General features: G+C 73.3%; 22 protein-coding genes and 2 tRNA genes. 12 read left to right on the top strand and 12 right to left on the bottom strand.

Translation table 11 applies throughout. From position 1 onward, the window contains the following. Window positions 1-89: 89 nt before the first annotated feature. Window positions 90-1,709, top strand: coding sequence for a molybdopterin-dependent oxidoreductase (locus AVL62_RS06065; protein ID WP_327281686.1), 1,620 nt, complete (start codon window positions 90-92; stop codon window positions 1,707-1,709). Window positions 1,710-1,978: 269 nt separating this feature from the next. Here the strand turns inward: AVL62_RS06065 and AVL62_RS06060 are convergent, their stop codons facing one another. After that, window positions 1,979-3,259, bottom strand: coding sequence for an MFS transporter (locus AVL62_RS06060; protein WP_235585581.1), 1,281 nt, complete (start codon window positions 3,257-3,259; stop codon window positions 1,979-1,981). A 183-nt stretch (window positions 3,260-3,442) separates the two neighbouring features. Then, window positions 3,443-4,912: a PLP-dependent aminotransferase family protein gene (locus AVL62_RS06055; protein WP_058890758.1), complete on the bottom strand. Its 1,470-nt coding sequence runs from the start codon at window positions 4,910-4,912 to the stop codon at window positions 3,443-3,445. A gap of 106 nt (window positions 4,913-5,018) precedes the next feature. On the opposite strand from AVL62_RS06055, the gene AVL62_RS06050 reads away from it, so the two are divergent. Next, a complete protein-coding gene (locus AVL62_RS06050; protein ID WP_235585570.1) occupies window positions 5,019-5,741 on the top strand; it encodes a YczE/YyaS/YitT family protein in 723 nt (240 codons plus the stop codon). 24 nt (window positions 5,742-5,765) lie between these two features. On the opposite strand, the gene AVL62_RS06045 is transcribed toward AVL62_RS06050, so the two are convergent. Next, window positions 5,766-6,047: a DUF7218 family protein gene (locus AVL62_RS06045; RefSeq protein WP_058890757.1), complete on the bottom strand. Its 282-nt coding sequence runs from the start codon at window positions 6,045-6,047 to the stop codon at window positions 5,766-5,768. 34 nt (window positions 6,048-6,081) lie between these two features. Here AVL62_RS06045 and AVL62_RS06040 point away from each other — a divergent pair, with 34 nt between their 5' ends. The 5 genes from AVL62_RS06040 to AVL62_RS06020 all read left to right on the top strand — a co-directional run bounded on the left by AVL62_RS06040 (window position 6,082) and on the right by AVL62_RS06020 (window position 10,456). Further along, window positions 6,082-6,882, top strand: a complete 801-nt coding sequence (locus AVL62_RS06040) for an LLM class F420-dependent oxidoreductase (protein ID WP_058890756.1) — start codon at window positions 6,082-6,084, stop codon at window positions 6,880-6,882. Between the two features lie 18 nt (window positions 6,883-6,900). Further along, window positions 6,901-7,695: a ribonuclease PH gene (gene rph / locus AVL62_RS06035; protein ID WP_058890755.1), complete on the top strand. Its 795-nt coding sequence runs from the start codon at window positions 6,901-6,903 to the stop codon at window positions 7,693-7,695. Then, window positions 7,692-8,315, top strand: coding sequence for an RdgB/HAM1 family non-canonical purine NTP pyrophosphatase (gene rdgB, locus AVL62_RS06030; RefSeq protein ID WP_058890934.1), 624 nt, complete (start codon window positions 7,692-7,694; stop codon window positions 8,313-8,315). The genes rph and rdgB overlap by 4 nt, the downstream gene beginning before the upstream one ends. Before the next feature lie 93 nt (window positions 8,316-8,408). Further along, window positions 8,409-9,503, top strand: a complete 1,095-nt coding sequence (gene thrC, locus AVL62_RS06025) for a threonine synthase (protein ID WP_058890754.1) — start codon at window positions 8,409-8,411, stop codon at window positions 9,501-9,503. Continuing rightward, window positions 9,503-10,456 (top strand): homoserine kinase, encoded by a 954-nt coding sequence (locus tag AVL62_RS06020; RefSeq protein ID WP_058890753.1) that lies wholly within the window; start codon window positions 9,503-9,505, stop codon window positions 10,454-10,456. The genes thrC and AVL62_RS06020 overlap by 1 nt, the downstream gene beginning before the upstream one ends. A 7-nt stretch (window positions 10,457-10,463) precedes the next feature. On the opposite strand, the gene AVL62_RS06015 is transcribed toward AVL62_RS06020, so the two are convergent. Next, complete coding sequence (locus tag AVL62_RS06015) at window positions 10,464-11,084, bottom strand: SGNH/GDSL hydrolase family protein (protein ID WP_058890752.1); 621 nt, start codon at window positions 11,082-11,084, stop codon at window positions 10,464-10,466. Between the two features lie 66 nt (window positions 11,085-11,150). On the opposite strand from AVL62_RS06015, the gene AVL62_RS06010 reads away from it, so the two are divergent. Beyond that, window positions 11,151-11,232 (top strand) — tRNA-Leu (locus AVL62_RS06010). Window positions 11,233-11,274: 42 nt separating this feature from the next. On the opposite strand, the gene bcp is transcribed toward AVL62_RS06010, so the two are convergent. After that, the gene (bcp, locus tag AVL62_RS06005; protein ID WP_058890751.1) at window positions 11,275-11,760 is read right to left on the bottom strand and encodes a thioredoxin-dependent thiol peroxidase; all 486 of its coding nucleotides are present in this window, start codon (window positions 11,758-11,760) and stop codon (window positions 11,275-11,277) included. A 31-nt stretch (window positions 11,761-11,791) separates the two neighbouring features. Here bcp and corA point away from each other — a divergent pair, with 31 nt between their 5' ends. Next, window positions 11,792-12,829 (top strand): magnesium/cobalt transporter CorA, encoded by a 1,038-nt coding sequence (gene corA / locus AVL62_RS06000; RefSeq protein WP_058890750.1) that lies wholly within the window; start codon window positions 11,792-11,794, stop codon window positions 12,827-12,829. A 96-nt stretch (window positions 12,830-12,925) separates the two neighbouring features. Further along, window positions 12,926-13,204 (top strand): DUF3618 domain-containing protein, encoded by a 279-nt coding sequence (locus AVL62_RS05995; RefSeq protein ID WP_058890749.1) that lies wholly within the window; start codon window positions 12,926-12,928, stop codon window positions 13,202-13,204. 6 nt (window positions 13,205-13,210) lie between these two features. On the opposite strand, the gene AVL62_RS05990 is transcribed toward AVL62_RS05995, so the two are convergent. The 5 genes from AVL62_RS05990 to tdh form a co-directional block, all read right to left on the bottom strand. Then, the gene (locus tag AVL62_RS05990) at window positions 13,211-15,313 is read right to left on the bottom strand and encodes a heavy metal translocating P-type ATPase (protein ID WP_058890748.1); all 2,103 of its coding nucleotides are present in this window, start codon (window positions 15,311-15,313) and stop codon (window positions 13,211-13,213) included. 87 nt (window positions 15,314-15,400) lie between these two features. Then, a complete protein-coding gene (locus AVL62_RS05985; RefSeq protein WP_153011693.1) occupies window positions 15,401-15,811 on the bottom strand; it encodes a hypothetical protein in 411 nt (136 codons plus the stop codon). A 56-nt stretch (window positions 15,812-15,867) separates the two neighbouring features. Beyond that, window positions 15,868-16,347 (bottom strand): hypothetical protein, encoded by a 480-nt coding sequence (locus tag AVL62_RS05980; protein ID WP_153011692.1) that lies wholly within the window; start codon window positions 16,345-16,347, stop codon window positions 15,868-15,870. A gap of 86 nt (window positions 16,348-16,433) precedes the next feature. Then, a complete protein-coding gene (locus AVL62_RS05975; RefSeq protein WP_058890745.1) occupies window positions 16,434-17,627 on the bottom strand; it encodes a glycine C-acetyltransferase in 1,194 nt (397 codons plus the stop codon). A 10-nt stretch (window positions 17,628-17,637) separates the two neighbouring features. Next, entirely contained in the window at window positions 17,638-18,690 is a 1,053-nt protein-coding gene (gene tdh / locus AVL62_RS05970) for an L-threonine 3-dehydrogenase (protein WP_058890744.1), read from the bottom strand. 102 nt (window positions 18,691-18,792) lie between these two features. Here tdh and AVL62_RS18115 point away from each other — a divergent pair, with 102 nt between their 5' ends. Together AVL62_RS18115 and AVL62_RS05960 are read left to right on the top strand one after the other, a co-directional pair. Beyond that, a complete protein-coding gene (locus AVL62_RS18115; protein WP_083518739.1) occupies window positions 18,793-19,902 on the top strand; it encodes an NUDIX domain-containing protein in 1,110 nt (369 codons plus the stop codon). Window positions 19,903-20,053: 151 nt separating this feature from the next. Beyond that, window positions 20,054-20,129, top strand: a tRNA-Lys gene (locus tag AVL62_RS05960). A 219-nt stretch (window positions 20,130-20,348) separates the two neighbouring features. On the opposite strand, the gene AVL62_RS05955 is transcribed toward AVL62_RS05960, so the two are convergent. Together AVL62_RS05955 and AVL62_RS05950 are read right to left on the bottom strand one after the other, a co-directional pair. Next, the gene (locus tag AVL62_RS05955) at window positions 20,349-22,079 is read right to left on the bottom strand and encodes a hypothetical protein (RefSeq protein ID WP_058890743.1); all 1,731 of its coding nucleotides are present in this window, start codon (window positions 22,077-22,079) and stop codon (window positions 20,349-20,351) included. Continuing rightward, the gene (locus AVL62_RS05950) at window positions 22,076-23,029 is read right to left on the bottom strand and encodes a hypothetical protein (protein WP_153011691.1); all 954 of its coding nucleotides are present in this window, start codon (window positions 23,027-23,029) and stop codon (window positions 22,076-22,078) included. Before AVL62_RS05950 ends, AVL62_RS05955 begins: the two co-directional genes overlap by 4 nt. Between the last annotated feature and the right edge of the window lie 62 nt (window positions 23,030-23,091).

Below are 23,091 nucleotides of genomic sequence, written 5' to 3'. Positions count from 1 at the left end.
GCCCATCGGGGCCGTGGTTACGAGAGTGTGACGATGTCCGGCTCGAGCGGGCGGGCGCGGGGGTCGGCGCGCATGATGGAGGCATGGTCATGACGCGCGACCCCGAGACCGAGACCGGCGACCGGCGACCGGTCCGGCGCGGCCCGCTCGCCGCGCTCGCCGGGGTGGCCGCAGGTGCCGCCACCCTCGGCACCGCCGAGCTGCTGGCCGCCGTCTGGACCCGGTGGCTCGGCTCGGCCGGCACGTCCTCACCGCTGCTCGCGGTCGGGGGAGCGTTCGTGGACCGCACCCCGCCCTGGCTCAAGGACTGGGCGGTCGCGACCTTCGGGACGGCCGACAAGGTGGCCCTCGGCGTGGGCATGGCGATCACCCTCACGGTGGCCTGCGCGCTGCTGGGCGTGCTCACCTGGCGGCGTCCCACGCTCGGCGTCGGCGCCTTCGCCGCCGTCGGCGTCGTCGGTCTCCTGGCCGTGCTCAGCCGTCCCGCGACCGGAGTGGTCGACCTCGTGCCCACCGCGATCGGCGTCGTGGTCGGTGTCCAGGTCCTGCGCCGGCTCGTCGGCATGGTGGCCGGCCTGCGGACCGTCGCCGCGGGTCGACCCGCCCACCCGGCCGCCACCACGACGGGCGGGGCCTCCCGCCGTCAGGTGCTGCTGACGACCGGGGGTGTCACCGGGGTCGGGGCGCTCGGCGTCCTCGCCGGGCAGCTGCTCAGCACCGTCGGACAGGCCGCCACCCGGACGGCGCAGGCCATCGGCCTGCCCACCCCGGTGAGCACCGTGAGCGTCCCCGACGACGCCTCCAGCGACATCACCGGACACTCGGACTACCTGACCGACAACGCGGACTTCTACCGGATCGACACCGCCCTGCGCGTGCCGCGGGTCGACGCGCAGGGGTGGACGCTACGGGTCACCGGCATGGTCGACGAGGAGATCGAGATCAGCTATGCCGACCTGCTCGAGGAGGAGCACGTGGAGGCGCTGGTCACGCTGACCTGCGTCTCGAACCAGGTCGGGGGCGACCTCGTCGGCAACTCGCGCTGGCAGGGCTGGCCGGTCCGCGAGCTGCTCGCCCGGGCGGGGGTGCGGCCGGAGGCCGACATGGTGCTCTCGCGCAGCGTCGACGGCTGGACCGCCGGCACGCCCATCGAGGCGCTCACCGACGAGCGCGACTCCCTGCTCGCCGTGGCGATGAACGGTGAGCCGCTCCCGGCCGAGCACGGATACCCCGTCCGGCTGGTCGTGCCAGGCCTCTACGGCTACGTCTCGGCCACCAAGTGGGTCACCGAGCTCAAGGTCACCCGCTTCGACCAGGACGAGGGCTACTGGACCCCCCGCGGGTGGGCCGAGCGCGGCCCGATCAAGACGGCCTCGCGCGTCGACGTGCCGCGCTCCGGCGGCGAGCTGGCCCCCGACGCCGACGGCGCCGTCACCCTCGCCGGGGTCGCGTGGGCGCAGCACCGCGGCGTCGACCGCGTCGAGGTGCAGATCGACGACGGCGACTGGCAGGAGGCGACCCTGCTCGCCGAGCCGAGCGTGGACTCCTGGCGGTTGTGGACCTACACCTGGCCCGACGCCGTCCCGGGCAGCCACCAGGTGCGCGTGCGGGCGACCGACGCGACCGGTGAGACTCAGACCGAGGAGACCGCCGCCCCGGCCCCCGACGGGGCCAGCGGCTGGCACACGGTGGACTTCTCCGTCGCCTGACCGCACCGGACGCGCGGTCAGCGCACACCGGACGCGCGATCAGCGCACACCGGACGCGTGGTCGGCACCATCCGGACGCGTCGTCAGCGCCCTCCGGACGCGCGTCGGACGGACCTCGAGCGGGGAGGCAAGAGATCGCACGTCATACCCGTCGGGTGTGCGTGGCGGACGTCCGGTGCGGCTCGACGAGACGTCCGGTCTCTCCTACCGCGCGTTCGGTGCGTCCTGAGGACGAGTCCGGTGCGGCTCGACGAGACGTCCGGTCTCTCCTACCGCGCGTTCGGTGCGTCCTGAGGACGAGTCCGGTGCGGCTCGACGAGACGTCCGGTGCGGGGGGTGGTGGCCGTGGTGAGGGCGCGGCGCACGGGGCGGGCGCCGGCCCAGGCCAGCGTGGCGGCGACGAGGGTGGCGGCGACGGTCACCGCGAAGGCCGGCTGGTGGCCGCCGAGGTCGGCCAGGCGGCCGGCGAGGGGGGCGCCGACGGCATACCCGGTCCCGGTCATCGCCGCGAGGATCGTCATCGCGGCGCCCAGCCGGCGGGCGGGGGTGGTGCGCTCCGCCAGCGTGAAGGTCGTGATCATCGACGGCGCGATCGCCACCCCCAGGCAGAGCAGCGCGACCGCCAGCGACGCCAGCGAGCCGACGAGCAGCAGCGGCAGGGAGAGCAGGACCATCGCGCTGGTGAAGACGCGCAGCCGACGCACGTGCCCGACCCGCTCGGGCAGGGCGACGACGGCCAGCCCGGCGAGCACGCTGCCCACCCCGAGCAGCGCGTGCAGCAGCCCGGTCAGGCCCGGCTGGCCGGCCTGCGTCGCGAGCACCGAGGTGCCCGTCTGGATCGAGCCGAACACCATGCCGATGCCCAGCTGCGTCCCGGCCAGCACCAGCAGCGCTGGCGTCAGCAGGCGCACCCGGCTGCCGGGCCCGGGCGCGGCCGCGCCGACGAGGGCCACCGTCGGGTGCAGGGCGAACCAGGTCCCGAAGGCCCCCAGCAGCAGCGCGGCGACGACGAGCGAGGTGACCGGCGCCGCGACCGCCACGATGACGCCGACGAGCGCCGGACCGAGGACGAAGGACGCCTCGTCGGCCGACCCCTCGTAGGAGAACGCGGCGTCCATGACTCGCGGGTCGGCACCCGGGGTTGCGCTGCTGATCGGCCGCCAGCGCACCCGCGCCATCGTCCCGATCTGCGGCACGAAGGCCCCCGTCAACGCCGCCGCGGCCGGCAGCGGCCACCAGGGCTGACCGGGGTCCAGGGTGATGGTCAGCGCGGCGAGCCCGAGCAGCCCGACGGTGCCGACGAGGCTCTGCACGAGCAGGACGGGGCGCTGCCCCACCCGGTCGGTCAGCGAGCCCGCGACCGGCGCACCGATGGCGTTGGCGATCGCGAGGGCGCCTGCCGTGGCGCCGCCGGCGGCATACGACCCGGTCGCCCCGGACACGGCGAGCAGCGCGGCGATCTGCGACATGGCGAGCGGGAGCCGCCCGAGGAAGGCGATGACGACGTAGAGGGGCCCGGTCAGGGCGAAGAGATGACGGTAGGACTGCACGGGGGACAAGGGGTATGCCTCTCGCATCGGTCCGTCTGCACGGACGCGCGCGCCGTCCCAGCCACCCGGCGCGCCGAACCCTTGTCAAGCACCCCCAGTCTACCGCCTGGTCAGGGGCGCTCGGCCGCAACCACAGGCGACGCCCGGTGGGTCGTGGGGCAACCACGGGCGACGCCCGGTGGGTCAGGCGATGATCCGACGCTGCCGGCCGCCACGGTCCGGGGCGTCGACCCGTCCGCCTCCCGAGCGGCCCGCGAGCACGTCCTCCCAGGCCAGGACCAGGCGGGGAACCACCTGCTCCAGCTGCTCGGGGGGCAGCACGAAGGGCAGCCGGATCCACCCGTCCAGCCCGCCGGCCGCGGCGAAGTTCGGCCCGGCGGCGAGCGCCACGTCGTAGTGGCGGGCGGCGGCCGCCAGGGCGGTCGAGGACCCCTCCGGCAACCGGCACCACAGGGACATCCCGCCGGCCGGCACCCGCACCTGCCAGTCGGGCAGGTGGGCGCGCAGGGCCAGCAGCAGGCTGTCGCGCCGCTCGCGCAGCCGCGCCCGGTGCTCGAGCAGGATGTCGTCGGCGCGGTCGAGCAGGTGGACGAGCACCAGCTGCTCGAGGACCGGGACCCCCAGGTCGAGCCGCAGCCGGCTGGCGGCCATCTCCTCCATCCGCGAGCGCGGGACCCGCAGCCAGCCGACCCGCAGCCCGCCCCAGAACGACTTGCTGGCGCTGCCGGCGGTCACCGCGTCGGGCACGTGCGCCCCCAGCGGCTCCGGCATGGGCTGACCCTCCAGCGCGAGCTCGGCGGGCGACTCGTCGACGACAGGCACGACGCCGTGGCGCCGCAGCACCCGCCCCACGTCCCCGCGCTGGGCGCTACTCATGAGCGCGCCGGTGGGGTTGTGGAAGTCGGGGATGAGGTATGCCGCCCGGACGCCCGACTGCTGCACCGTCCGCGCCAGGGCGTCGACCTCCCAGTCATGGTCCACGTGGTCGATCGGGTGCGGGACGATCCTCGCCCCGGCCCCCTCCAGGGTGGCGATGGCGTTGGGGTACGTCGGGGTCTCCACGAGCACCCGGTCGCGTCGCTGGATCAGCGCGCGCAGCGCGATGGCGACCGCGGCGAGGGCGCCCGGGGTGACGAGCACCTGGTCCGGTGTGGTGGCCAGTCCCCGGGTGGTGAAGCGGTCGGCGATGCGCTCCCGGAGCACCGGCAGGCCGCTGGGGTAGTAGCCGGTGCCGCACAGGTAGGCCCCCAGGTCCTCCGCCGCGCGGGCGTAGGCGTCCGCGATGCCGGCCGGGGCGCCCGGGGCGGTGATGGTGAGGTCCAGCGCCCCCTCGTCCAGCGCCGCCGGGGTGAGGAGGTGGTCGACCCGGCCCCCCGGCACCCGCGGCACCTGGACGACGCTGCCCGAGCCGCGGCGGGTGGCGAGGTAGCCCTGGGTCCGCAGCTCGGCGTAGGCCCGGGTCACCGTGGTGCGGCTGAGTCCGACCGGTCCGGTGAGGTCGCGCTCGCTGGGCAGCCGCACGCCCTGCGGCAGCCGGCCGTCGACGATCGTGCGCCGGAGCGCCTCCGCCAGGCGCGCGTAGGCGGGGCCGTCACCCGCCAGCGCCGGCAGCACGAGGTCGGCGACGCGGGAGGCGGGGGCTAGAGCAGGCATACCCCACTGTGACGTGTGAGTGGCTCCCTCGTCCATAGCCACTTGGTGTCCACCGGTCGTCGGGTGGCTATGGATGGAAGGACCACATGGCCGCATGCTGGAGGGCGTGAGCATCTCGAGCAGCAAGGTGGGACGGACCGGTCGTCGGGCGCTCCAGGGGGCCAGGACCCGGGCGCGGGACCCGCGTCGCCAGCTCGCCGCCCTCGGGCCGGTGGAGCAGCTCCGGGCCGGCCGGCTCCCGCGACGCGTCGCGCAGCTGCTGCTCGGGCTATCGCTCTACGGCGCGTCGATCGCGTTCATGGTCCGCGGCGTCCTCGGCAACATGCCGTGGGACGTCCTGCACCAGGGCATCGCGCGGCACGTCCCGCTGAGCCTGGGCACCATCATCGTCGCCGCGTCGGTCCTCGTGCTGCTCCTCTGGATCCCGCTGCGGCAGCAGCCCGGCCTGGGCACGGTGGCCAACGCCCTGCTCGTGGGGTTCGCGGCCGACGCGACCCTCTGGCTCGTCCCACCGGGCGAGGGCTGGCTCGAGCGGGGTGCCCTCATGGCCGGTGGGGTCCTGCTCAACGGCGTCGCGAGCGCGATGTACATCGGGGCCCAGCTCGGGCCCGGTCCGCGGGACGGGCTCATGACCGGCGTGGCGCGGCGCACCGGCTGGTCCCTGCGGGTGGTGCGCACCGGCATCGAGGTCACCGTCATCGCCCTCGGCTGGCTGCTCGGGGGTGTCGTAGGCCTCGGGACCGTGCTCTACGCCGTGGCCATCGGCCCGCTGACCCAGTCGTTGCTGCCCTGGTTCACGGTCGACCTCTCCGGACCGGACGTGGGGTAGGACCGCTCCCCACGCGCGGGAGGGTCAGTGGTGGCGCAGGGCGTCGATAAGCTCGTCCTTGGTCATCGAGGACCGGCCCTCGATGTCGAGCTCGGCCGCGCGCTCGCGCAGCTCGTCCACCGTGCGGTCCTCGTAGTTCTCGGCCTCGCCGCCGCGCTCGCCGACGTCCGAGCGGGAGGAGGCGGCGGCCGCGTTGGCGATCCGCGCCGCCTTCTCCTTGCTGGCGCCGTCCTCGCGCACCGCCTCGTAGACCTCCGGGTCCTTGACGCTGGGGCCCGGGTCCTCCGTCTTCTTCTCACCTGCCATGCTCCCGACGGTATGCCGTGCCAGGCTGGGTCGCATGGCGAACACCCCCGACCGTCCGGTCCGGCTCGGCGTGCAGGTCCAACCGCAGCACGCGACCTACCCGCAGATCCGCGACACCGTCAGCCGGCTCGAGGACGCCGGGGTCGACGTCGTCATGAACTGGGACCACTTCTTCCCGCTCACCGGTGAGCCGGACGGGCTGCACTTCGAGTGCTGGACCACCCTCGGCGCCTGGGCCGAGCAGACCTCGCGCGTCGAGATCGGCGCGCTGGTGTCGTGCAACTCCTACCGCAACCCCGACCTGCTGGCCGACATGGCGCGCACCGTCGACCACGTCAGCGGCGGGCGGCTCGTCCTCGGGATCGGCTCGGGCTGGTTCGAGCGGGACTACGACGAGTACGGCTACGACTTCGGCACTGCCGGCTCACGGCTGGACGACCTGGCCGCGGCGATGCCGCGCATCCGCGAGCGCTGGGCGCGGCTCAACCCGGCGCCCACCCGGCCGATCCCGGTGATGATCGGCGGCGGCGGCGAGAGGAAGACGCTGCGCATCGTCGCCGAGCACGCGACCATCTGGCACTCCTTCGGCGACGCCGACACCCTGCGGCACAAGCTCGGGGTCCTGGCGCGGCACTGCGAGGACGTCGGGCGCGACCCGGGCGAGATCGAGGTGTCGGTCGCGGCCGCCGGGTCCCTTGAGCAGGGCCCCGGGGAGGACGCCGAGGCGAAGTATGCCGCGGGCGCGCGGCTGTTCACCGTGCACACGAGCGGCCCGGACCACCCGCTGGACCAGCTGGACGCCTGGCTCGCGTGGCGGGACGAGCACAACCGCTGAGCGCATACCCTGGCTGGCATGACCTCACGCCACGACGGCCGCAGCGCCGACCAGCTCCGCGAGATCCGCATCACCCGCCGCTGGCTCGACCACGCCGAGGGCAGCGTCCTGGTGGAGTTCGGGAAGACCCGGGTGCTGTGCGCCGCGTCGTTCACCGGTGGCGTCCCCCGCTGGCGCAAGGGCAGCGGCAAGGGCTGGACGACCGCGGAGTACGCCATGCTCCCGCGCTCCACGCACACCCGCTCGGACCGTGAGTCGGTCAAGGGCCGCCTCGGGGGTCGCACGCACGAGATCAGCCGGCTCATCGGCCGCTCGCTGCGGGCGGTCGTGGACCTGGACGCGTTGGGGGAGAACACCATTCAGCTCGACTGCGACGTCCTGCAGGCCGACGGGGGCACCCGGACGGCCGCCATCACCGGCGCCTACGTGGCCCTGGTCGACGCCGTGGAGGCCGCCCGCGCCCAGGGGCTCATCGCCAGGAAGGCCGAGCCCATCACCGGCTCGGTCGCGGCCGTCAGCGTCGGGGTGGTCGACGGGGAGCCGGTGCTCGACCTGGACTACCCGGAGGACTCCACCGCCGAGACCGACATGAATGTCGTCATGACCGGCGACGGGCGGTTCATCGAGGTGCAGGGCACCGCCGAGGGGACCCCCTTTGACCGCGAGCTGCTCGACGCCCTGCTCGACCTGGCCGCCGAGGGGTGCGCCGAGCTCACCGCCCGCCAGGCCGCCGCGTTCGGCGCCGACGACATCGGCGGCGCGGACAGCCACGCCGCGGGGGCGGACGTCGACCAGGGGCCGCCCACGTGGTGAGCCGCGTCGTGCTGGCGACCCGCAACCCGGGCAAGGTCGGCGAGCTGCGCGACATCCTCGCCGAGGCGCTCGACCGGGCCGGCCTGGAGCTCGTCGGGCTGGACGCCTTCCCCGACCTGGAGGACGTCGTGGAGTCGGGGGTCACCTTCGCGCAGAACGCCCTGCTCAAGGCCCGGTACGCCGCGGCCGCCACCGGCCTCCCGGCGCTCGCCGACGACTCTGGGCTGGCCGTGGACGTGCTGGGCGGAGCGCCGGGGATCTTCTCGGCCCGCTGGTCCGGCCCGCTGGGGGAGGCCACCGGGCGCACCAGGGACGAGGCCAACAACGACCTGCTGCTCGCCCAGCTCGCCGACGTCCCCGAGGAGCACCGCGGCGCCGGGTTCGTGTGTGCCGCGGCGCTGGTCCTGCCGGGGGGCCAGGAGGTCGTCCGCGAGGGCCGCTGCCGGGGGACCCTCGGGCGTGCGCCCCGGGGCACCAACGGCTTCGGCTACGACCCGCTGCTGGTCCGCCCCGACGGGCGCACGCTCGCCGAGCACAGCAGCGCCGAGAAGCACGCGGTCTCCCACCGCGGCAAGGCCTTCCGGGCCCTGGGCCAGGACCTGGCCGAGCTGCTGACCTGACCGCGGTTGACCTGACCGCGGTCCGCGTCGGGGCGCGCACCGCATACCCTGGTCCCCTGACCCGTGGTCAAGGACGAAGGAAACGACACCTCCATGCCCCACCAGTGGCGCGGCGTCATCGCCGAGTATGCCGACCGTCTGCCCGCGTCGATCACCGAGCACGTGGTCACGCTGCGCGAGGGCGGCACCCCGCTCATCCCCGCCGAGCACCTCAGCGAGCTCGTGGGGGCGCAGGTGCACGTCAAGTACGAGGGGCTCAACCCCACCGGCTCGTTCAAGGACCGCGGCATGACGGCGGCCATCAGCGACGCCGCGCGCCAGGGCGCGAAGGCGGTGATCTGCGCGTCCACGGGCAACACCAGCGCCAGCGCCGCCGCCTACGCCACCAAGGCCGGGATGGAGTGCGGCGTCCTCGTGCCGGACGGCAAGATCGCCATGGGCAAGCTCAGCCAGGCCATCGCCGGGGGCGCGACCCTCATCCAGGTGCGCGGCAACTTCGACGACTGCCTCACCCTCGCCCGCAAGCTGGCCGAGGCCTACCCCGTCGAGCTGGTCAACTCGGTCAACCCGGCCCGCATCGAGGGGCAGAAGACCGCGGCCTTCGAGGTCGTCGACGCCCTGGGTGACGCGCCGGACATCCACTGCCTGCCGGTCGGCAACGCGGGCAACATCACCGCCTACTGGAAGGGCTACGGCGAGTACGCCGACCCCCGCGCCCCCGGGGCCGGCGGCCACGCCCCCGCGAGCCGGCGACCGCGGATGTGGGGCTTCCAGGCCGCGGGCGCCGCGCCCATCGTCAAGGGCCACCCGGTCGACGACCCGGAGACCATCGCCACCGCCATCCGCATCGGCAACCCGGCGTCGTGGCCGCAGGCCGAGGCCGCGCGGGAGGAGTCCGGCGGGGTCATCGAGGCGGTGACCGACGAGGAGATCCTCACGGCGCACCGCCTGCTCTCCTCGCGCGAGGGGATCTTCGTCGAGCCGGCGTCGGCGGCCTCGGTCGCCGGGCTGCTCAAGCGGCACGCCGCGGGCCAGGTCCCGGCGGGCGCGACGGTCGTCTGCACGGTGACCGGCCACGGCCTCAAGGACCCGCAGTGGGCGCTCAAGGGTGCCGACGGCAGCGACGTCGACCCGGTGCGCGTGTCCGTCGACGTGGTGAGCGTCGCCGACGCGCTCGGGCTGGAGTGATGGCCGCGCTGGCGCCGGGGTCCACGGCCCGGGTGCGGGTCCCCGCGAGCAGCGCCAACCTCGGCCCCGGTTTCGACAGCGTGGGGCTGGCGCTGGGCCTCTGGGACGAGTATGCCGTCGAGGTCCTCCCCGAGGCCGGTCACCTCGAGGTGGTGCTCGCCGGGCAGGGTGCGGGGGAGCTGGCCACCGACGGTCGGCACCTGGTGGCCACCCGGTTGCGGGAGGCGCTCGAGGCGTGCGGCCTGGGGTGGCTGGAGGGGTACGGACTGCGGCTCACCTGCGCCAACACCATCCCGATGTCGGCGGGGATGGGCAGCTCCGCGTCGGCCATCGTCGGCGGGCTCGGGCTCGGGTTCGCCCTCGTCCGCGACGGCGAGCTCACCGAGGCCGACCTGGGCCTGGTGAACACCCGTGCGGGGGTCGCGGAGGGGCACCCGGACAACTCCTCGGCGTCGGTGTGGGGCGGCCTGACGGTGTCGTGGATGCCGAGCCCGCGGGTCGTGCGCACCGCCCGGCCCGCCGTCCACCCCGACGTGGTGCCGGTCGTGCTCGTGCCGGCGGACCAGCGCCTCGACACCGCCACCGCGCGGGCGGTGCTCGGCCCGACGGTGGCGCGGCCGGACGCGGTGCGCCAGGCGGGCCGGGCCGCGCTGCTGGTGCACGCGCTCACCACCGAGCCGGCGCTGCTGCTCGACGCCACGAGCGACTGGCTGCACCAGGAGCAGCGGAGGGCGGCCTACCCGGTGACCATGGGGGCGGTCGACCTGCTGCGCGGGCTGGGGCACGCCGCCGTCGTGTCCGGGGCCGGACCCACGCTCCTGTGCCTCACGACCACCGACCTGGCCCCCACCGTCGTCGCCGAGGCCCGCACGTGGGGCCGCGGCTGGCGGGTCCTGACCCCCGGCATACCGGAGCGCGGCCTGCACGTCCCCGCCGCGCCGGAGCGGCGCTGACGGCGGCTCAGCGCCGGTGCTCGGGCGCGACGGCGCCGGTCAGCGCCGCGGCGTAGGTCGCCTGCCCCTGCGCGGTGGGGTGGAAGGTGCGCGGGTCGACCCACGGGTCGGGCGCGTTGACGCCGTGGCCCTCGAACCTGCCCACCACGTCGACGTATGCGTAGCCTCGCCGCTGGGCGGCGGCCGCGACCGTCGCGTTGAGCAGGTCGGCGCCCTCGTTGAGCGCCTCCTGCTCCTCGGGGGAGGCGTTGACGAGGGCGCCCGCCTCCGGGGTGAAGAGGTGCGGGTAGCCGGTGACCACCACGTGCGCGTCCGGGGCCGCCCGCCCGACCGCGGTGAGGGCCGCGTCCAGCCGGGCCGGGAGCAGCCCCTGGACGAGCAGCCGGGAGCCGGCGAGGGCCTGCGCGCAGGTCGGGTCGTCGAGGAGCAGGCAGGCGCCGATCGTCTGCGTCCAGCCCACGTCGTTGCCGCCGATGGTGAGGGTGACGAGGTCGGTGTCGGCGTCCAGCGCGGGCAACTGCGCGACCACCTCGTCGGGGGCGGCCGAGGCCGGTGCGGCCAGGGTCAGACCCATCCCCATCGCCACGGTGCCCAGGGCGGCCACGGCCAGCCGTGCGCGGGTGCTCATCACCTCAACCTACTCCGGCGACGGGCCCGCGGCAGGGTCGGGGGCGCTCGCTAGGCTGGCTCGCGCGCGCCCGTGGTGGAACTGGTAGACACGCAGGATTTAGGTTCCTGTGCCTGACGGTGTGCGGGTTCGAGTCCCGCCGGGCGCACCGGAGCCGGCCCCGCGACGGCGGGGACGAAGGAGGTCGGCCTCAGGCCGGGGCGCCCGGGAGCTGCACCCCGAGCTGCTTGGCCAGCGAGGCGACGTGGCCCTTGGCGCGGACGTTGTACTTCGCCACCTCGACGACGCCCTGCTCGTCGAGGACGAAGGTCGAGCGGATGACGCCGACCACGGTCTTGCCGTAGTTCTTCTTCTCGCCGTAGGCGCCGTAGGCGGTGAGCATCTCCTTGTCCTCGTCGGAGACGAGCGGGAAGGTGAGCCCCTCCTTCTCCGCGAAGCGCGCCAGCTTCTCGACGGGGTCGGGGGAGACGCCGACGACGGCATACCCCTCGCGGGTGAAGACCGCCTCGTTGTCGCGGAAGTCGCAGGCCTGCGTGGTGCACCCGGGCGTCATGGCCGCGGGGTAGACGTAGAGGACGACCTTGCGCCCCGCGAGGTCGGCGAGGCTGAGCTGCGAGCCGTCGGCGGTGGGCAGGGTCCAGGCGGGGGCGGGCTGACCGGGCTCGAGGCGCGACATGGTGACCTTTCGGACGGGGCGGGCGTGCTGGATGATCGTCTCAGACCGCGACCCCGACCGGGAGGATGCCACCGAGGTGATCGTCGACCAGGCCGTCTACCGCGACGGCGTCCGCGAGTCCTGCGACGTCGACACGCTCGCGCACGAGCTGCAGCGGCTGCGCGCCGACGGGGCCCCGGACCACGACTTCCTGTGGATCGGGCTCAAGGACCCCACCCCGCAGGAGTTCGAGGTGGTCCGGCGTGCCCTCGACCTGCACCCGCTCGCGGTGGAGGACGCCCTGGACGGCGACCAGCGGGCCAAGCTCGAGATCTACGACGCCGGCATCTACGCCGTCGTCAAGACGCTGGACTACGACCCCGCCACCTCCGACATCGAGACCGGGGAGGTCAGCGTCATCCTCGGCCCGCACGTGGCCGTGACCCTGCGCCACGGCGAGGTCGCCCCGCTGCGCGGGGTGCGCCAGCGGATGGAGCAGGAGCGCCAGCAGGCCCTGCTGTCCTACGGCCCGCTCAGCGTCCTGCACGGGGTCCTGGACACGGTCGTCGACACCTACAGCGCCATCGACGAGGCCGTCGGCAGCGACCTGGAGGACATCGAGCGCGACGTCTTCGGCGGCGGCAACCGGACCCACTCCACCACCATCTACCGCCTCAAGCGCGAGGTGCTCGAGTTCCGGCGCGCGGCGACCCCGCTCGGCCCGGTGCTCCACTCCCTGACGCAGGAGGACGGGCTGGTCGGCAGCCGCGAGCTGCGGCTGCACTTCCGCGACGTGGCCGACCACCTGTCGGCCGTCCTGCAGGACGTGGAGAGCTACGACACCCTGCTCAGCGACATCCTCGGCGCGCACCTGTCGCAGATCGGGGTGCAGCAGAACGCCGACATGCGGCGGATCTCGGCGTGGGCCGCGATGATCGCGGTCCCCACCCTGGTGGCGGGCATCTACGGGATGAACTTCGACCACATGCCCGAGCTGCACTGGCTGCTCGGCTACCCGTTGGCGCTCGGGGTGATGGGGCTCGCGGTCACCCTGCTGCACCGCGCCTTCCGCCGGTCCGGGTGGTTGTGAGGTGCGTGGTCGTTCGGCGGCGCCCGCGGTGCCCCGGTGCGTTATCGTCTGCGGGAAGCATGACCACCGTTCGACGACCCGAGGGATTCATTGCTGATGGCCAACACGCAGCCTGCTCGCTCCGTCAAGGAGATCGAGGCCGACATCGCGGCGACCCGTAGCCGCCTCGCGCGCACCGTCGACGAGCTGACCTACCGCGTCAGCCCCGAGACGATCAAGGCCAACACCGTCGCCTCGATCAAGGGCAAGGTCGAGAGCGCCACCCTGGACGCCGACGGCAACCCGAGGTATGACCGGCTCGCCACCGCCCTGGGCGGTGTCGCCGCCGTGGCGCTCGCCCTGGGGGGCCTGCGCCGCGTCTTCTACCGCGGCTGAGTCGGGTCAGCCCGCGTCACGGACGCGACGGGTGCTGGCCTCCGGGGAGAGGTCGAGGCGCCGCAGCAGCTGGGCGTTGAGGGCGACGACCACCGTCGAGGCCGACATGAGCAGGGCTCCCACGCTCATCGGCAGCACGAACCCGACGGGCGCGAGCACGCCGGCCGCGAGGGGGACGGCGAGCAGGTTGTAGCCCGCGGCCCACCAGAGGTTCTGGGTCATCCTCCGGTAGCTGGCCCGGGACAGGTCCCTCACCGCCAGCACCGAGCGGGGGTCGGAGCCGGCGAGCACGACCCCCGCGGAGCCGATCGCCACGTCGGTGCCGGCGCCGATGGCCAGGCCGACGTCGGCCTGGGCGAGTGCGGGTGCGTCGTTGACGCCGTCGCCGACCATCGCGACCGTGCGCCCCTCGGCCTGCAGCTCGGCGACGGTGCTCGACTTGTCCTCCGGGCGGACGCCGGCGTAGACGCGGTCGACGCCCACCTCCTGCGCCACGGCGTCGGCCACCGCCTGCGCGTCGCCGGTGATCATGACGACGTCCACGCCCGCCGCGTGCAGGGCCTCGACCGCCTCGCGGGACTCGGGCCGGATGCCGTCGGCGAGGCGGAGCGCGCCGACCACCTGCCCGTCCGCGACGGCGTGCAGGATGATCGCCCCGTCCGCACGCCACCGCTGCGCCACGTCGAGCTCGGGGACCTCCTCCTGCTCCAGCAGCGCGGGGCCGCCGACCTGCACCGTCACCCCGTCGACGACGGCACGGACGCCGACCGCCGGGGAGGAGGCGAAGTCTTCCGCCCGGGGCACGTCGAGCTCGCGCTCCGCGGCGGCTGCGACGATCGCGCGGGCCAGGGGGTGCTCGCTGTCGCCCTCGGCGGCGGCGGCCAGGCGCAGGACGTCCTCCTCGCTGCGCCCGCCGGCGGGCTCGACGGCCGTCACGGTCGGCTCGCCCCGGGTGAGGGTGCCCGTCTTGTCGAACAGCACGGTGTCGACCGAGCGCATCGTCTCCAGCGCCATCCGGTCGGTGACGAGGACCCCGCCGCGGGCCGCGCGCTCGGTGGCGATCGAGACGACGAGCGGGATCGCCAGACCCAGCGCGTGCGGGCAGGCGATGACGAGGACGGTGATCGCGCGCACCACGGCGGCGTCGGGCATACCGAGAGAGGACCACACGACCGCGGTGACGACCGCGGCACCCAGGGCGAACCAGAACAACCACGCCGCCGCCCGGTCGGCGAGCCGCTGGGTGCGGGTGGAGGAGGACTGCGCCTCGGAGACGAGCTTCTGGATGCCGGCGAGCGTGGTCTCGTCCCCCGTCGCGGTGACCTCGACCCGCAGGCCGGAGTCGGTCGCGACGGTACCGGCCACGACGTCGTCGCCCTGCTCGCGGCGCACCGGGGTGGACTCACCGGTCACCATCGACTCGTCCATGCTCGCCGAGCCGTCGACGATCCGGCCGTCGGCCGGCACCGAGGCGCCCGGCCGGACCACCACCACATCGCCGACCTGCAGGTCGCCGGGGGCGACGGTGACCGTGGTGTCCCCCTCGACCCGCTCCGCCTCGTCCGGCAGCAGCGCCGCCAGCGAGTCGAGGGCCGAGCTCGTGGCCGCCAGCGAACGCATCTCGACCCAGTGGCCCAGCAGCATGATGACGACGAGCAGCGCCAGCTCCCACCAGAAGTCGAGCCGCTCGTCGAGCACCCCGAGGGTGGACCCCCACGACGCGAGGAAGGCGACGGTGATGGCCATGCCGATGAGCAGCATCATCCCCGGCCTGCGACCACGGACCTCCGAGACCGCGCCGGTGAGGAAGGGCCGCCCGCCCCAGAGGTAGATGACGGTGCCGAGGACGGGGGAGACCCAGCTGAGGCCGGGCAGGTCCGGCAGCTCGTAGCCCAGCAGGTGCCCGAACATCCGGCTGGCCAGCACGGTCGGCACCGACAGGGCCAGCATCACCCAGAAGAGTCGCCGGAACTGCGCGACGTGGTCCCCGTGGCCGCCCCCGTGGTCGTGCTGGCCGCTCCCGCGGTCGTAATCGCCGCCGTGGTGGTCCCGTGCGGGAGCAGGGGCGTGCTCACCCGGTGCGGTCTGGTGCGTGCTGTGGTGCTGCATGTCTCCAGCATATACCCCATGGGGGTATGTAGCGGGACGCGCGAGGCCCCCACGGAGGGAGGGGTGGAGAGCAGGCGTGCAGGTCGTTCAGGCGGGTTCGCCGTTGACGGCGAGGACGCGCGGCAGTCCGGTGACGTCCTCGGGCAGCACCACGCCCATGGAGCCGTGCGGGCGCAGGCGCGGGGAGACGAAGACGGTGTCTCCCACCGAGAAGATCGCCGTCGTGCGTGACAACGTCACCCGTACCCGATCACGTCCGTCGCCGAGCGTGACGGCCTGTCCACCGTGTCCGGTGGTCGTCGCCTGGAGGACCTCGACCCTCTCGACCGACGCATCGGGGCGCCGGACCCACGGTGCTGCGAGGAAGAAGTACTGCATCGCCCCGATCCCGACCACCAGGACGGCGCCGACCCCGAGGGCGACCGTCGCGGAGCGATCGAGGAGCCAGACCTGCACGGCGAGATAACCGAGGTAGATGACGAGGAGCATGATCAGCACGATCACCCTGCCCCGTCGACCTTCGGACCGCAGCACCTCCCTGGCCCGCTCCTCGGTCACGGGGTATGCCCTCGCTCGGTGCCGTCGGTCGGTGGAGGCGGGTCGGCTGACGGCTGGTGCGGCGTAGCGGCGTTGGCCGCGACCGCCTCGGTGCGGGGGCCGAGGACGTCCTGCAGCAGGCCGTGGGTCGGCGTCGCGCGGACGAGCACGATGCGCTCGCCCGGCGCGATCCGTGGTGCCGCCCAGACCGAGTCGCCCTCGCCGATCCCGAGGGCGGCCTCGGCGCGCCAGCTCACCTCCCGCTCGTCGCCGCGGACGGTCAGCCGTCGCCCGTCCTTGGCCGTGACGACACCCCGTTCCAGGCTCGTGATGCCCGCGACGTGGCGGCGACGCCGACGGCGGCGGCTCTCACCCCAGCCCCAGAGGAGGACGAAGACCGAGGCGTACACGAGGGAGAAGAACAGGGCCGACCCCCAGCTCTCGCCGCTGAGGAACCGCTGGAACAGCAGCATGGCGAGGGTGAGCCCCACGAACATGGACGCCAGCGTGAACCACATCCCCAGGGGCTCGGTGCTCCGGCGCAGCAGGGCCAGGGCCTGCTGCTCGCTCTGGTCGCCGGCGATCAGCCCACCTCGTCGCGCGCCGCGACGAAGGCATCGACGCAGGCCCGGACGTCCTCCTCGCTGTGCGAGGCGGAGAGCTGGACCCGGATGCGGGCCTGGCCCTTGGGGACGACGGGGTAGGAGAAGGCGATGACGTAGACGCCCCGCTCCAGCATCGCGTCGGCGACCTGGCTGGCCCGGCGGGCGCCGTCCTCGCCCGGGAACATCACCGGCACGATCGGGTGCTCGCCCGGCAGCAGCTCGAAGCCGGCCCCGTCCATGAGGGAGCGGAAGAGCTCGGCGTTGCGCCGCAGCTGGGCCCGGGGCTCGTCGCTGTCGCGCGCGATCTCCAGCGCCTTGAGCGACCCGGCGACCACGGAGGGCGCGACGGCGTTGGAGAAGAGGTAGGGCCGCGCCCGCTGCTTGAGCAGCTCGACGATCTCGGTGTGGGCCGCGACGTACCCGCCGCTGCCGCCCCCGAGCGCCTTGCCCAGCGTGCCGGTCATGATGTCGATCCGGTCGAGGACGCCGCACGCCTCGTGCGAGCCGCGGCCGCTGTCGCCGACGAAGCCGGTCGCGTGGCTGTCGTCCACCATGACCATCGCGCCGAACTCCTCGGCCAGGTCGCAGATCTGCTCCAGCGGCGCGAGGTAGCCGTCCATGGAGAAGGCGCCGTCGGTCACCACGAGCACCCGCCGGGCGCCGGCCTCGCGCGCCGCCTCCAGCTGGGTGCGCAGGTCGTCCATGTCGCGGTTGGCGTAGCGGAAGCGCTTCGCCTTGGACAGCCGGACCCCGTCGATGATCGAGGCGTGGTTGAGCTGGTCGGAGATGATCGCGTCCTCCGGCCCGCAGATGACCTCGAAGATCCCGCCGTTGGCGTCGAAGCAGGAGGGGAAGAGGATGGAGTCCTCCATCCCGGTGAAGTCGGCGATGGCCCGCTCGAGGTCCCGGTGCTGGGTCTGGGTGCCGCAGATGAAGCGGACCGAGGCCATGCCGAAGCCCCACTCGTCCAGCGCCCGGCGGGCCGCACCGACCACCTCCGGGTGGTCGGCCAGACCCAGGTAGTTGTTGGCGCAGAAGTTCAGCGCCTTCCCCGCCGTCGTCGCGATGTGCGCGCTCTGGGGCGTGGTGATCTGCCGCTCGGTCTTGGTGAGCCCGTCGGCCTCGATCTGCGCCAGCTCCTGCGCCAGCTGGTCCTTGACGTCCGCATACATGTGTGTCTCCTCAGCTCCAGTCCATGACGACCTTGCCACCCTCGCCGGAGCGGGCCGCCGCGAAGGCGTCCTGCCACTGCTCGGCGGGGAAGCGGTGGGTGATGACCGACCGGATGCGGTCGCGCAGCAGCTCGGAGGTCTGCAGCATGGCGGTCATCTTGTACCACGTCTCGTACATCTCGCGCCCGTAGATCCCCTTGAGCGTGATCATGTGGGTGATCACCTTGCCCCAGTCGATGGCGAACGGCTCGGCGGGCAGCCCCAGCATCGCCACCCGCGCGCCGTGGGTGCAGTTGTCGATGAGCTCGGCCATCGCGGCCGGGTTGCCGGACATCTCCAGCACGAGGTCGAAGCCCTCGGACATCCCCAGGCGGTCCTGGGCGCTCGCGATCCGCTCCCGACCGACGTTGATGCCGAGGTCGGCGCCGGCGGCGAGCGCGAGCTCGAGCCGGGAGTCGGACAGGTCGGTGGCCACGACGTAGCGGGCGCCGGCGTGCCTCGCGATCGCCGTCGCCATCACCCCGATCGGCCCCGCCCCGGTGATGAGCACGTCCTCGCCCTCCAGCGGGAACGACAGCGCGGTGTGCACGGCGTTGCCGAGCGGGTCGAAGACCGCGCCGAGGTCGGGGTCGATGACCTCGGGCTGCACCCAGACGTTGGAGTGCGGCACCACGACGTGGTCGGCGAAGCACCCGTCGCGGTTCACGCCGAGGTTCGAGGTGCGCACGCACATGTGGCGGCGTCCCGCACGGCAGTTGCGGCACGTGCCGCAGACGACGTGGCCCTCGACCGAGCAGCGCTGGCCCACCGCGAGACCGTCCGCGTCCTCGGTCGGCACCCCCGGGCCGAGCTCGAGGATCTCGCCGTAGAACTCGTGACCGACCACGAGCGGTGGCTCGAGCATGGAGGCGGCCCAGTCGTCCCAGGCCTCGATGTGCAGGTCGGTGCCGCACAGCCCTGCCCGCAGCACCCGGATCTTGACCTCGCCGGGGCCCGGGGTGGGCTCGGGGACGTCGGTCAGCTCCAGGCCTGGCCCGGCGGTGGGCTTGATGAGGGCGCGCACGGGTCCATCGTGACGCATGGCTCGCGGACAGGGGTCGGCGGGCGGTGGGTGCGCTGCCGGGACGACGCGGCGGGCCACGGCGTCGGGCCGTAGGGTGGCGCGGTGGACGTGCGGACGCGGGTGGGGTGCTACGCCTGGATCGAGCGGGACGGTGCGGTGCTGCTGAGCCGGTGGCGCGGCATGTCGCTGCCGGACGGCCGCGTCGCGCGACCGGGCTGGACGCTGGTGGGCGGGGGGATCGAGCCGGGCGAGACGCCCGAGCAGGCGGCGGTCCGCGAGGTGCGCGAGGAGAGCGGGTATGCCGTCCGCCTCACCGGGGTGCTCACCACCGACGCCTGGAGCGGGGTGGACGACCGCGACCCGGCCGGGCGGGCCGTCTGGCAGGCCGTGCGGATCGTCTTCACCGCCGAGGTCGAGAGCGGTGAGCTGGCGGTGGAGAGCGACGGCAGCAGCGACGACGCGCGGTGGGTGCCGCTGGAGGAGCTGGCCACGCTGCCGTGCCTCAGCCTCGTCGACACGGCCTGGAGGGCCGCGGGGGGTCCGGGGCTGCCCGAGGCCGCCCTCGGCTTCGGCCCGGTGGACGAGGCAGCGGTCGCCCGGATGCGCTCGCTGGTCGAGCAGGCGCGCGAGGCGCGGGTGCGCCGTGCACCGTCGCGGCCCGCGCAGGCGGGGAGCGAACCCGACGGGGGGCTGGACGGGACGCCCCCGGGGGTCACCGTGGTGGCCGTGGACGGGCCGAGCGGATCGGGCAAGACGGTGCTCGCACGGGCGCTGGCCCGCGACCTGGGTGCCCCCCTCCTGCACATGGACGACCTCTACCCCGGGTGGGACGGCCTCGCGGCGAGTCCCGCCCTCCTGGCCGAGCAGGTGCTGGAGCCGCTCGCGCGAGGTGAGCGGGCGGCATACCGGCGCTGGGACTGGCACGCGGGCGACTGGGCGACCGACCCCGTCGAGGTGCCCGAGCCGCCCGGCGGGGTGCTCGTCGTCGAGGGGTGCGGCAGCAGCGTCGGACCGGCGGGGGAGCACGCCGCCGTCCGGGTGTGGGTGGACGCCGAGCCGGCTCTGCGGATGCGTCGCGGGGTCGCCCGGGACGGGGAGGCCTACCGGCCGCACTGGGAGCGCTGGGCCGCGCAGGAGGTGCGGCTCTTCGCCGCCGACGGCACCCGCGGTCGCGCCGACCTCGTCATCGACACCTCGCCCGGGGCGGGCTGACCGTCGAGGCGCTGCCCCGGCAGCAGAAGCACGGTCACCGCGGGCGACCGACCGGGGAACGTGTGCCGCGGCAGCAGATCGACGCTCAGTCCACCGACCCGCGAGGATTTCGTCGCCCGCTCGACCCGGTGGTAGAGTTCACCGCTGTTGCGCGCCTATAGCTCAATTGGCAGAGCAGCTGACTCTTAATCAGCGGGTTCGGGGTTCGAGTCCCTGTGGGCGCACCACGGGTAGTTCGCGATGAACTGCCACCTGAGTTCACGAAACCCCTGGTCAGATCGCTTCTGACCAGGGGTTTCGCCGTCTGTTGTTCACGTGAGTTGTAGTGCTGTCACGGGCTCGCTCGGGCGACCGGCGAGCGCGGACCACCGACCGGCCAGCGCGGATAGGCATGATGAAGCCCCTGCCTCGCGGGATGCGGGGCAGGGGCTATCGGCCTGGGGCGGTCAGTCGGTCTTGGTGTTGTCCTTCAGCGGCTCCCAGGCGGTGCTGCTGCCCGGGGGTGGTACGGAGCGGGGCGGGCCCGACCCGGGTGGTCGGCTCTTCGCCCGGCGCTGGCGGCGCTTGAACGGGAGCCTCCGGTGCAGTGCCTGGCTCTTCGACGGCTGCGACTTGATCTCGGTGCCCTCCGGTGGAGGGTTCCCGATGTCGTAGCCGTAGCAGGCCATCAGGATGCGCACGTTTGTCGCGGCCAGGATGAACCCGAGCAGGATGCCGGTCCGGTGCGTGCCGAGCACGCGGGTGGAGCCGCGCCTCAGGTGCCCGTGGTGCTCGGAGAGTGAGGCGTTGAGCGACTCGACTCCACCGCGCCGACCGTAGGACGCCCGCCAGGCTGTGGTCCCGAACAGGTCCCGCTGCCGCAGTTGGGCCATCTCCTCCCGGGCAAGGGTGAGCGTCTTCCCGCAGGCGCAGGTCTCACCCTTCCGGCAGGAGGTAGTCGGCTTGCTCGCGGGGTTCAGGCGCATCGAGCGGCTGTTATTGACGCAGCGCACTCGTCCAGCCAAGGCCGGACCTCGGAAGCGCTGCGTGCCTCGCTCTGGGTGTGGCCCGCCCATGGGTGTGAACGCCCAGGGCTGACGTCGGTCGTAGGTCTGCGCGAGTTGTGCCTTCGCCGTGGCGGTCATCCCGAGGCTGTAGCCCGGGAGGTCGCGCAGGTCCTTCGGGAGGTGGTCCAGGAACAGGCCACCGTCCACCCAGATCGTGCCGTTGATCGGCCCGGGTCGGGTGCCGCGCTGCGAGGGGTGCAGGTCGAAGACCTGCTCCACGTCACGCTCGACCAGGGGAAGTGCCCAGGCGTCCTGCTTGGCGTAGGAGTAGCCCCGGTCCACCAGAAGCGTCTCCGGTGCCGTTCCGGCACGGACGAGCGAGTCGACGACCTCCACGCCAGCCGCCGCCTTGTAGGAGCCTGCCGGAGCGAGGCACACCGCTTGGGTGAGCGCAGCCTCGGAATGCCCTCCGTGCTCGGGAATGTGCGCCGCCAGGTGGACGTCCCAGCCGGAGAAGATGCCTTTGCGGGCGAGGTTCTTCCCGCTGCGGTAGCCATCGCGCGCGTCTGGATCGACGCTGTGCTGAAGCCTGCCGTCGTGACCAGGCTTGGGCCACCCGGGCTCGTTCACGGCGCGCTTCCTCGGCGGCTCGAAGTCCGGCTCGGGTAGTGACCCGGGCGCGTCGTCAGGTCTCATGTGGCTGGCCCAGGACCGTCTTCTCGACCAGGCCTCGTAGTCCGTGGAGTCCAGGGCCAGCGTCGCTCGTCCACGCAGTGGGCGAGGAATGACCTGTGAGACCAGGCTCGTCATGAAGTCGGTCAGGGAGAGGGAGAGTCTCGCTTCCTGAACCTCGCCGGTCTCAGGGTGCACCTGTTCGGTCATGGCGTCCGCGAGGTCCGAGACGGCGCTCTCCACCTGGCTGTAGGTGACGGGCAACCGCAGTCCGATCTGCTCGACCTGCTTCCGGCTCAGGCGTTCGCTGACCTCATGCACGGACGTCAGGTGCAGTTCTCCGTAGCCTTCGATGGCCGCGACCATGAAGAGCACGAACATGGCGTCCCAACGCTGGGACCTGCTGCGTCCCACCGTGGACGTCATGTCCTGCTGCACGATGTTCGCGAGGGTTCCGGCGTGGACGGCGGCGACGGCTCGACGGAAGACGTGCTCGGTAACGGGATCGTGCTGCTTCACAGTCCCGCCCCCTTGAACAGATAGGCGTCGCCCTCCCAACGGCCAGGGACATCGGGGGCGATGACCTCCAGCGACTTGGACGAGACGTTGCCTGCGATCACCATGAACTCGCTGATACGCAGGTCGAGGGTGAGCACGTCCGCCATCCAGGTGGTGCGCAGGCGAGAGACGCGGAACCGGGGAAGCCAGCCCGGCCAGGCCACGTCCTGCCGAAGCGTGCCCAGCGGGTCCTTCGCCGTAGGTCGGTGCTTGCCGACCAGCGGCTCCTCGGGATAGCGGGAGCACAGGTCCCGGAGCCGGTTGGTGTACTTCGCCAGCACCGGGGTGGTTCTGGACTCTAGGCGGATCACCATGAGGCGGTGGTCGTCAGGGTGGATGCTCACGTGGTCGGCAGTTACCCGCAACATTTCGCCGGGCTGGACACCAGCCCCGAGGCCCAGCGTCAGCATGGCGAGGGCGACACGAGTGCGCAGCGGGGTGCTCTGCGCCTCCGCAGCCTTCCAGAATCCTTCGACCTCCTCCGGCGTGTAGGGCGGGAGGATTGTGTTGTTGCCCGAGAACGGTTTCGGCTCAGCGGGCCACGGAGCATCTTTGGTACAGGCCCGACCGACTCTGCGGAGGTAGCCGCGACGGGTCGAACGGGACTCCGGAGACAGGGACTGCATCGTGCTCGCGCAGTAGTGCTCGACGTGCTCCGGCAGGAAGCACTTCTCCAGTTCGAGGCCGAGCCCTTGCCCGTGCGTCCACACCAAGAAGTGGGTGACGGCGCTCATGGCGTTGAGCGCCGAGGCGACGCTCACGTAGTCGGCGGCTCGGGTTGCCTCGACGGCGGAGGGGCGGACCTTGGTCCAGACGGCGGGGTCTACGAGATGCGGCCTCGGGCGATAGTGCGCGAAGACCTCTTCGGGAGTCGTCACGATGCGACCTCCGATGACGCGATGCTTCGGCATACCCAGGCTCCCAGTCGGTGATGGGTCTTATAAGACCCGTGCCCACTATAGTAAAGGCTGAC

Source organism: Serinicoccus chungangensis (assembly GCF_001483745.1).
Taxonomy (GTDB): domain Bacteria; phylum Actinomycetota; class Actinomycetes; order Actinomycetales; family Dermatophilaceae; genus Ornithinicoccus; species Ornithinicoccus chungangensis_A.
The sequence above is the reverse complement of the archived record's forward strand: the minus strand, read 5'-3'. Positions and strand labels throughout refer to the sequence as shown.

Coding starts and splice junctions, on each gene's coding strand:
- corA (WP_058890750.1), top strand. CDS start 11,792: ATGATCGTCTCAGACCGCGACCCCGACCGGGAGGATGCCACCGAGGTG.
- AVL62_RS05950 (WP_153011691.1), bottom strand. CDS start 23,029: ATGCCGAAGCATCGCGTCATCGGAGGTCGCATCGTGACGACTCCCGAA.
- AVL62_RS06040 (WP_058890756.1), top strand. CDS start 6,082: ATGGCGAACACCCCCGACCGTCCGGTCCGGCTCGGCGTGCAGGTCCAA.
- thrC (WP_058890754.1), top strand. CDS start 8,409: ATGCCCCACCAGTGGCGCGGCGTCATCGCCGAGTATGCCGACCGTCTG.
- AVL62_RS06055 (WP_058890758.1), bottom strand. CDS start 4,912: ATGCCTGCTCTAGCCCCCGCCTCCCGCGTCGCCGACCTCGTGCTGCCG.
- AVL62_RS06015 (WP_058890752.1), bottom strand. CDS start 11,084: ATGAGCACCCGCGCACGGCTGGCCGTGGCCGCCCTGGGCACCGTGGCG.
- AVL62_RS06020 (WP_058890753.1), top strand. CDS start 9,503: ATGGCCGCGCTGGCGCCGGGGTCCACGGCCCGGGTGCGGGTCCCCGCG.
- AVL62_RS05980 (WP_153011692.1), bottom strand. CDS start 16,347: ATGTTCGTGGGGCTCACCCTCGCCATGCTGCTGTTCCAGCGGTTCCTC.
- rph (WP_058890755.1), top strand. CDS start 6,901: ATGACCTCACGCCACGACGGCCGCAGCGCCGACCAGCTCCGCGAGATC.
- AVL62_RS05995 (WP_058890749.1), top strand. CDS start 12,926: ATGGCCAACACGCAGCCTGCTCGCTCCGTCAAGGAGATCGAGGCCGAC.
- bcp (WP_058890751.1), bottom strand. CDS start 11,760: ATGTCGCGCCTCGAGCCCGGTCAGCCCGCCCCCGCCTGGACCCTGCCC.
- AVL62_RS06045 (WP_058890757.1), bottom strand. CDS start 6,047: ATGGCAGGTGAGAAGAAGACGGAGGACCCGGGCCCCAGCGTCAAGGAC.
- AVL62_RS05975 (WP_058890745.1), bottom strand. CDS start 17,627: ATGTATGCGGACGTCAAGGACCAGCTGGCGCAGGAGCTGGCGCAGATC.
- AVL62_RS05990 (WP_058890748.1), bottom strand. CDS start 15,313: ATGCAGCACCACAGCACGCACCAGACCGCACCGGGTGAGCACGCCCCT.
- AVL62_RS06065 (WP_327281686.1), top strand. CDS start 90: ATGACGCGCGACCCCGAGACCGAGACCGGCGACCGGCGACCGGTCCGG.